Source organism: Streptomyces sp. NPDC006551, from assembly GCF_040611675.1.
Classification (GTDB): domain Bacteria; phylum Actinomycetota; class Actinomycetes; order Streptomycetales; family Streptomycetaceae; genus Streptomyces.
The window spans coordinates 1-7104 of record NZ_JBEXOT010000085.1; the positions used below are offsets into that span (position 1 = coordinate 1).

The window sequence follows — 7104 nt, forward strand, 5'->3', positions numbered from 1 at the left end:
GGTACTGCAGGGGGGACCCTGTGGGAGAGTAGGACGCCGCCGAACAATCATTGTGGGAAAGCCCCGCACCTTCTGGTGCGGGGCTTTTCTGCGTTTAGGGTACGACCATGCGCTATGACCTGGTCATCTTTGACAACGATGGTGTGCTCGTCGACAGCGAGCCGATCTCCAACACCATCCTGGCCGGCTACCTCACCGAACTCGGGCACCCCACCTCGTACGAGGACTCGCTGCGCGACTACATGGGCGCCGCGATTCACCGCGTACACGACCTGATCGGGGAGCGGACCGGGCAGCGGCTGCCGGCCGACTTCGACGAGATCCTGCACGCACGGGTGTTCGCCGCGTTCGAGCGGGAGTTGGAGGCCGTCGCCGGGGTGACGGAGCTGCTGAAGCAGCTGGTCGTGGACGGTGTCCCGTACTGTGTGGCCTCCTCCGGCAGCCATGAGCGGATCCGGGTCGGACACCGGACGACCCACCTCGACGGATGGTTCCGGGACGAGAACATCTTCAGCGCCGAGGACGTCGGCCGGGGCAAGCCGGCCCCCGACCTCTTTCTCCATGCCGCCGCCCGTATGGGGGTCGCACCCGAGCGGTGCGTGGTCGTCGAGGACAGTCGGCTCGGTGTCCAGGCGGCACGCGCCGCCGGGATGGACGTCTACGGGTTCACCGCGATGACGCCCGAGGAGAGGCTCGTGGGAGCCAACGGGTTCTTCGGCGACATGCGTGAACTCCTTGCCCTGCTCGGATGACCCCATGAGATTGGTGGCGTGATCCGCCTACCCATGGGTAGGTCCGGGTCCTACGCTGTGCCGCCATGACGGATGCGCGGTTGCGGCGGGGGCGGGGATCTCTGGCGGTCAGCTTCTTCGTGCAAGGGGTGACGTTCGCGCTCCTGGTGACGCGAATACCCGCGATCCAGGATCGGTACGGGATCTCCGACGCGCTGCTGCCGGTGTTCCTGGCCGCCGTGCCGATCCTCGCCGGTGTGGCCAGCGTGGCCACCGAGAAGGTCGTGGCGCGTGTGGGACCCGCGAGGGTGCTGCGCTGGGCGCAGCCGGTCGTCCTTCTGGCGCTGCTCGGGGTCGGGGCCGGGAACCGGATGTGGCAGGCCGCCGTCGCGCTGGGGGTGTTCGGGCTCGCGGTCGGCGCGCTGGACGCGGCGATGAACATGCTCGGGGTGAGCCTCCAACGGGCGTACGGGCGGAGCATCATGCTCGGCTTCCACGCCGCGTACAGCCTGGGCGGCATCGCGGGCGCCTCGCTCGCCTGGGTGGGGGCGCGCGGGGACCTTCCGCTGTTCGTCTCGTACCTGCCGGTGGTGGCCGTGCTCCTGCCCGTCGCGCTCCTCGGCAGCCGGTGGTACGCGGACGGGAAACCGGCACCCGCGCAGGAGGCGGGCGAGGCCGGCAGCAGGGCGGTCGGGTTCACGCTGCTGCTGCCGCTCTGTCTCGTCATGACCTTCGCGTACATCGGGGACTCCACGGTGTCGAACTGGTCCGCGAAGTACCTGCAGGACGTGCTCGGTGGCTCGGAGGAGCTCGCGACCGTGCCGTACAACGCGTACATGGTCACCACCCTGCTCGGGCGGACCGTGGGGGACTTCGGGGTGCGGCGGCTGGGGGCGGAGACGGTCGTGCGGTCCGGTGCCGTGCTCGCGGCGCTCGGGTTCGCCGTGGTGGCGCTGGCGCCGGCGGCGTGGGTGGGCGTGGCGGGGTTCACGGTGCTCGGGCTCGGGCTGAGCGTCATCGTGCCGCAGACGTTCGCCGCCGCCGGACGGCTGTTCCCCGGGGCCAGTGACACGGCTGTGGCGCGGCTGAACGTCTTCAACTACGTGGGGTTCCTGATCGGGTCCCCGCTCGTGGGGGCGCTCGGGGACGCGTGGAGCTACCGGGGCGCGATGCTCGTGCCGATGGTGCTGGTCCTGGTGACGGTGGTGTACGCCACGTCGTTCGGTTCTCAACGAGCCCGATACGGTGACGGGCATGAGCGGCCGCGCACTGTTGATGTGGGATGAAGCTGTCACGGGGTACGACTTCGGGTCCGAGCACCCGATGGATCCCGTTCGGCTCGCGCTGACCATGGGGTTGGTGCGGGCGTACGGGCTCGATCGCGCCGTGGACGTGGTGACGGCGAAGCCGGTCGGGGACTCGACGCTGCGGCTCGTGCACCGCGAGGACTACGTGGCCGCGGTCCGGGCGGCCTCGGCGAACCCGAGGGCCGCGGACCAGTCGTACGGCCTGGGGACCGTCGACGACCCGGCGTTCGCCGGGATGCACGAGGTCTCGGCGCTGATCGCCGGGCAGTCGGTGGCGGCGGCCGAGGCGGTGTGGCGGGGGGAGGCCGCGCACGCGGTGAACTTCGCGGGCGGGCTGCACCACGCGATGCCCGGAAGCGCGTCCGGCTTCTGCATCTACAACGACGCTTCCCTGGCGATCGCCCGGCTGCTGGAGCTGGGCGTGGAGCGGGTCGCGTACGTGGACGTGGACGTGCACCACGGGGACGGGGTGCAGGCCGCGTTCTGGGAGGACCCGCGGGTGCTGACGATCTCCCTGCACGAGCATCCGAGCACCCTCTTCCCGCAGACGGGGTGGCCCGAGGAGACGGGCGCGGCGGGTCCGGGCGAGGGCTCCGCGGTGAACGTGGCCCTGCCGGCGGGGACCGGGGACGCGGGGTGGCTGCGGGCCTTCCACGCGGTGGTGCCCGAGCTGATCGCGGACTTCCGGCCCCAGGTGCTGGTGACGCAGCACGGGGCGGACACCCATTTCGAGGATCCGTTGGCCCATCTGGCGGTGTCGCTGGACGCGCAGCGGGCGGTGCAGTCGGCCTGCCACGACCTGGCGCACGCGCACGTCGAGGGCGGGAGGTGGGTCGCGCTCGGCGGGGGCGGCTACGCGGTGGTCGATGTCGTACCGCGGTCGTGGACGCACCTGGTGGGGATCGCGGCGCACGCTCCGGTCGAGCCGGAGTCGGTCATCCCGTCGTCGTGGCGGGACGAGGTGTACGCGCGGACGCGGCAACCGGGGCCCGCGCGGATGACGGACGGCCGGTGGCCGGTGGAGTGGCGGGACTGGGCGGAGGGGTACGACCCGGCGGACCGGCTGGACCAGGCGGTGCTGGCGACGAGGCGGGCGGTGTTCCCGCTGCGGGGGTTGCTGGCCTAGCGAAACCCAGCGGCCGGGCGCCGGGGCCCCGTCGTCGCCGGTTACGCCAACGGTGGGTTCTCCGGCGGTTCTGACCCCTCGGCAGTCGGCCTCGGGCAGCATCGAGAGGTGCTGAGTACCGGGGCGCTGCGGGCGCATCTGTTGGCGGCGGGGCTGGCCGGGACCGTGGCGACCTCGCGGGAGGAGAGCCTGCGGAGTTACCGCCTCTTCGCCGCGCGGGATCCACGCGTGATGCTGGGGCTCGATCCCGAGTGGGTGTGGGGTGAGCCGGAGTTACTCCAGCTCATGGCCGACAAGTGCGGGGTCTCCCGGGATCCGGCGCACCGCGCCGGGCCCGATGTCATCGATCCGGAGCGGACGTTGAGCGCGCTCGACGCGTTCGCGGCGCGGCTGGGCGAGGCCGCGCGGCGGGGGTCCCCGGTGCTGTTCGGGACCGGGCATCCGCATCGTCTGCTCGGGTTCTACGCAGCACTCGCAGACGCTTTGTCAGCGGTGGGATGTCTTGTCCTCACACCCGCGCAGGGGCGATGTGTCGACATAACGACCCGGTTCGGTCTACGCACGTACCTCCTCGACTACGTACGAGGTGTCGCGATGGTGCGAGAGCCCGGTCTGTCGGCCGCCGGGCGCGAGACGGGGGCGCACACGCATTCCCCGCTGCCGGTCAGGGCCGCTCTGGAGGGTGCGGTGGAGGGCGGCTGGCCGCTTCCGGAACTGGTCGTCGGAGACCACGGCTGGGTCTGCGGGGCAGGTCAGCTGGGTATCGAGGCCATCGGGCTGGCCGACACGGACGATCCCGCGCTGTTCGTCGGCGAGGCGGAGGGGCAGGTGTCCGTGGCTGTTCCGCTCGATGACGGCGTACGGGCGGACTACTACCGCCCACTTACTCGCTATGTACTCAATCGAGCGTGTCTGTCACGGTAAACGGCCGATGGCTGCTCCTCTTCCCCACTCGTACCACCCGCCCCTAGTCTGGAGCGTGAGCGCACAGCGACGCAGGGTCACCGGAGGGGAAGCCGGTGGGCGTCGTGTGCGGAAGGTACAGGTGGGTCATGGCTGCTGGCGATCGGCCTCTCAACGAGGTCAAGTTTCTGACCGTGGCGGAAGTCGCCTCGGTGATGCGAGTGTCGAAGATGACCGTGTACCGCTTGGTGCACAGCGGTCATCTGCCGGCGATCCGGGTGGGCAGGTCCTTCCGGGTCCCGGAACAGGCGGTTCACGAGTACCTCAGGGAGTCTTTCGTGGGGGTGGAGACCGCGTAGCGAGCGCGCGGCCGGGAGCTCTCGTACCCCTCGGATTACGACGTCGGCGCTCGTGCCGGTAGGCTAGGCCGACGTAGGTCGTGTGGGCCCAGACGCCCCGCACCGAGTGAAGAGAAGTGAGCGAGGGTAGTCGTGGGCTCTGTTATCAAGAAGCGGCGTAAGCGGATGGCCAAGAAGAAGCACCGCAAGCTGCTCAAGCGCACCCGCGTTCAGCGTCGCAACAAGAAGTAAGCGACGGCTGTAACGACGGCTGTTTGTGCGTCGGGCGTGGCCCCCCACCGGTTCGGTGGGGGGCCACGCCTTTTTCGTCCTGTTGCCCACGGCGGCCGTCGCGGGGCGACATGGAAGCGCTACGGTGGCGCACAGGCCCTGGGGAGAACCCGTGGGAAGGAACCGACGGAAGGCGCGGATCTTGGGCAAGGTCGTGCTCGTCACCGGTGCGGCCCGGCATCTCGCAGGCCGTTTCGTGCGGCGGGTCCAGCGGGACCCCGACGTGGACCGGGTGGTCGCCGTGGACGCGGTCGCGCCTGCGCACGACCTCGGCGGAGCCGATTTCGTCCGGGCGGACATCCGCCAGCCGGCCATCGCCAAGGTGCTCGCCGAGCACGAAGTGGACACGGTCGTCCATATGGACGTCACCGGTACGGCGCTCGGCGCCGGCGGCCGTACGTCGGTCAAGGAGACCAACGTCATCGGCACCATGCAACTCCTGGGGGCCTGCCAGAAGTCGCCGCGGATCACCCGGCTCGTGATCAAGTCGAGTACGAGCGTGTACGGCTCCGCCCCCCGCGATCCGGCCGTCTTCATGGAGACGACACCGCCCAAGTCCCTTCCCAGCGGGGGCTTCGCGAAGGACGCGGTCGAGGTCGAGGGGTACGTACGGGGCTTCGCCAGGCGCCGTCCGGACGTGGCCGTGTGCGTGCTGCGGTTCGCGAACATCCTCGGGCCGCGGGTGGACTCGCCGCTCGCCGAGTATCTGTCGCTGCCCGTCATGCCGACCGTCTTCGGATACGACCCCCGGCTGCAGTTCGTCCACGAGGACGATGTGATCGACGTGCTGCACCTGGCGTCGAGGGAGCCGCGGCGCGCGACGCTGAACAGCGGCACGTTCAATGTGGCGGGTGACGGTGTGCTGCTCCTCTCGCAGTGCGCACGGCGGCTGGGGCGGCCGACCGTGCCGGTGCCGCTGCCCGCGGTGACCTGGGTCGGCTCCGCGCTGCGGACGGTCGGGGTCACCGACTTCTCGCCCGAGCAGATCCGTCTCCTCACGCACGGCCGGGTCGTCTCCACGGTCCAGATGCGCGAGACACTCGGGTTCGCACCACGGTTCACCACCGCGGAGACCTTCGCGGACTTCGCGGGCAGCCGGGGGCCGGGGCTGCTGCCGCCGGAGCGCCTGGCCGGGGCGGTGGACCGGGTCGCGGACCGGCTGGCACACACCCCTGTTGAGAGCGGCGACTAAGGAGCCCACGTAACGATGGCGGACGCCAAGGTCATTCCGTTCGACGACGACCGCTCACGCGCTCGGCGCCGGCCCACCAGGGCCGGCCAGGAGGCCGCCGTGCGCGCCCTGCCGGGGCAGCACGGCCCCGAGGAGCCCATGACGGGTGCGACGGCGCCCTCCAAGGGCGCGGAGCCTTCTCCGGAGCCGCAGGAGGCCGAGAGCGCCGTGTCCGCGCCGGAGCGTGGCGGCGGGGGAGACTGGGAGCGGCGGCTCGCGGGCGGGCTCGCCTTTCTGCGGCGGCGGGTGACGGGTGAGTACGAGGTCGACGAGTTCGGCTACGACAAGGAGCTCACCGACCAGGTCCTGATGTCGCTGCTGCGACCGCTGTACGCGAAGTACTTCCGGGTGGAAGTGAAGGGCATCGAGAACATCCCGGCCGAGGGCGGTGCCCTGGTGGTCGCCAACCACTCCGGGACGCTGCCGCTGGACGGCCTGATGATGCAGGTCGCCGTGCACGACAACCACCCGGCGGGCCGTCATCTGCGGCTGCTCGCCGCCGACCTGGTCTTCATGCTGCCCGTCGTCAACGAGCTGGCCCGCAAGGCCGGGTCCACGTTGGCGTGCGCGGAGGACGCGGAGCGGCTGCTGCGGTCCGGGGAGATCGTGGGCGTGATGCCGGAGGGGTTCAAGGGCATCGGGAAGCCGTTCGGCGAGCGGTACAAGCTCCAGCGCTTCGGGCGGGGCGGGTTCGTGTCGACGGCGCTGCGGGCCGGGGTGCCGATCGTGCCGTGCTCGATCGTGGGTGCGGAGGAGATCTACCCGATGATCGGCAACGCGAAGACACTGGCCCGGGTGCTGGGCATCCCGTACTTCCCGATCACGCCGACCTTCCCCTGGCTGGGGCCGTTGGGGATGGTGCCGCTGCCGACGAAGTGGACGATCCAGTTCGGCGAGCCGATCGCGACGGACGGCTATGCGCCGGAGGCGGTGGAGGATCCGATGCTGATGTTCAATCTGACGGACCAGGTGCGGGAGCAGATCCAGCACACCCTGTACAAGCTGTTGGTGCAGCGGCGGTCCGTGTTCTTCTGACGGTGTTCCACCGGCGGTGCTCTTCCGGCGGTACGAGTGTGGGGCGCCCCCTCCGCGGAGGCCCGCAGGCCCGCCGGATCGAGGGCGTGCGCGGCCAGGTGCTCGTCGATGCTTCCGTACTTGCGCAGCTCGCGGCGTGAGA

The 7104-nt window shown here is 70.6% G+C and carries 8 protein-coding genes; all 8 read left to right on the forward strand.

Going from position 1 to position 7104, the window contains the following annotated elements; translation table 11 throughout:
- The first annotated feature begins 107 nt into the window (after positions 1 to 107).
- The 8 genes from ABZY12_RS34085 (at position 108) to ABZY12_RS34120 (ending at position 6962) form a co-directional block, all read left to right on the forward strand.
- Positions 108 to 752: an HAD family hydrolase gene (locus ABZY12_RS34085; RefSeq protein ID WP_356897304.1), complete on the forward strand. Its 645-nt coding sequence runs from the start codon at positions 108 to 110 to the stop codon at positions 750 to 752.
- 65 nt (positions 753 to 817) lie between these two features.
- The gene (locus ABZY12_RS34090; RefSeq protein WP_356897306.1) at positions 818 to 2017 is read left to right on the forward strand and encodes an MFS transporter; all 1200 of its coding nucleotides are present in this window, start codon (positions 818 to 820) and stop codon (positions 2015 to 2017) included.
- Entirely contained in the window at positions 1986 to 3164 is a 1179-nt protein-coding gene (locus ABZY12_RS34095) for an acetoin utilization protein AcuC (RefSeq protein WP_356897308.1), read from the forward strand. The genes ABZY12_RS34090 and ABZY12_RS34095 overlap by 32 nt, the downstream gene beginning before the upstream one ends.
- 108 nt (positions 3165 to 3272) lie before the next feature.
- On the forward strand, positions 3273 to 4088 hold the full coding sequence (locus ABZY12_RS34100; RefSeq protein ID WP_356897310.1) for a phosphatase: 816 nt from the start codon (positions 3273 to 3275) through the stop codon (positions 4086 to 4088).
- 128 nt (positions 4089 to 4216) lie between these two features.
- A complete protein-coding gene (locus tag ABZY12_RS34105; RefSeq protein WP_158988220.1) occupies positions 4217 to 4426 on the forward strand; it encodes a helix-turn-helix domain-containing protein in 210 nt (69 codons plus the stop codon).
- 132 nt (positions 4427 to 4558) lie between these two features.
- Positions 4559 to 4657, forward strand: a complete 99-nt coding sequence (locus ABZY12_RS34110) for an AURKAIP1/COX24 domain-containing protein (RefSeq protein WP_003948845.1) — start codon at positions 4559 to 4561, stop codon at positions 4655 to 4657.
- Positions 4658 to 4838: 181 nt separating this feature from the next.
- On the forward strand, positions 4839 to 5888 hold the full coding sequence (locus tag ABZY12_RS34115; RefSeq protein WP_356897315.1) for an NAD-dependent epimerase/dehydratase family protein: 1050 nt from the start codon (positions 4839 to 4841) through the stop codon (positions 5886 to 5888).
- A gap of 15 nt (positions 5889 to 5903) precedes the next feature.
- The gene (locus ABZY12_RS34120) at positions 5904 to 6962 is read left to right on the forward strand and encodes a lysophospholipid acyltransferase family protein (protein ID WP_356897313.1); all 1059 of its coding nucleotides are present in this window, start codon (positions 5904 to 5906) and stop codon (positions 6960 to 6962) included.
- Positions 6963 to 7104 lie beyond the last annotated feature (142 nt).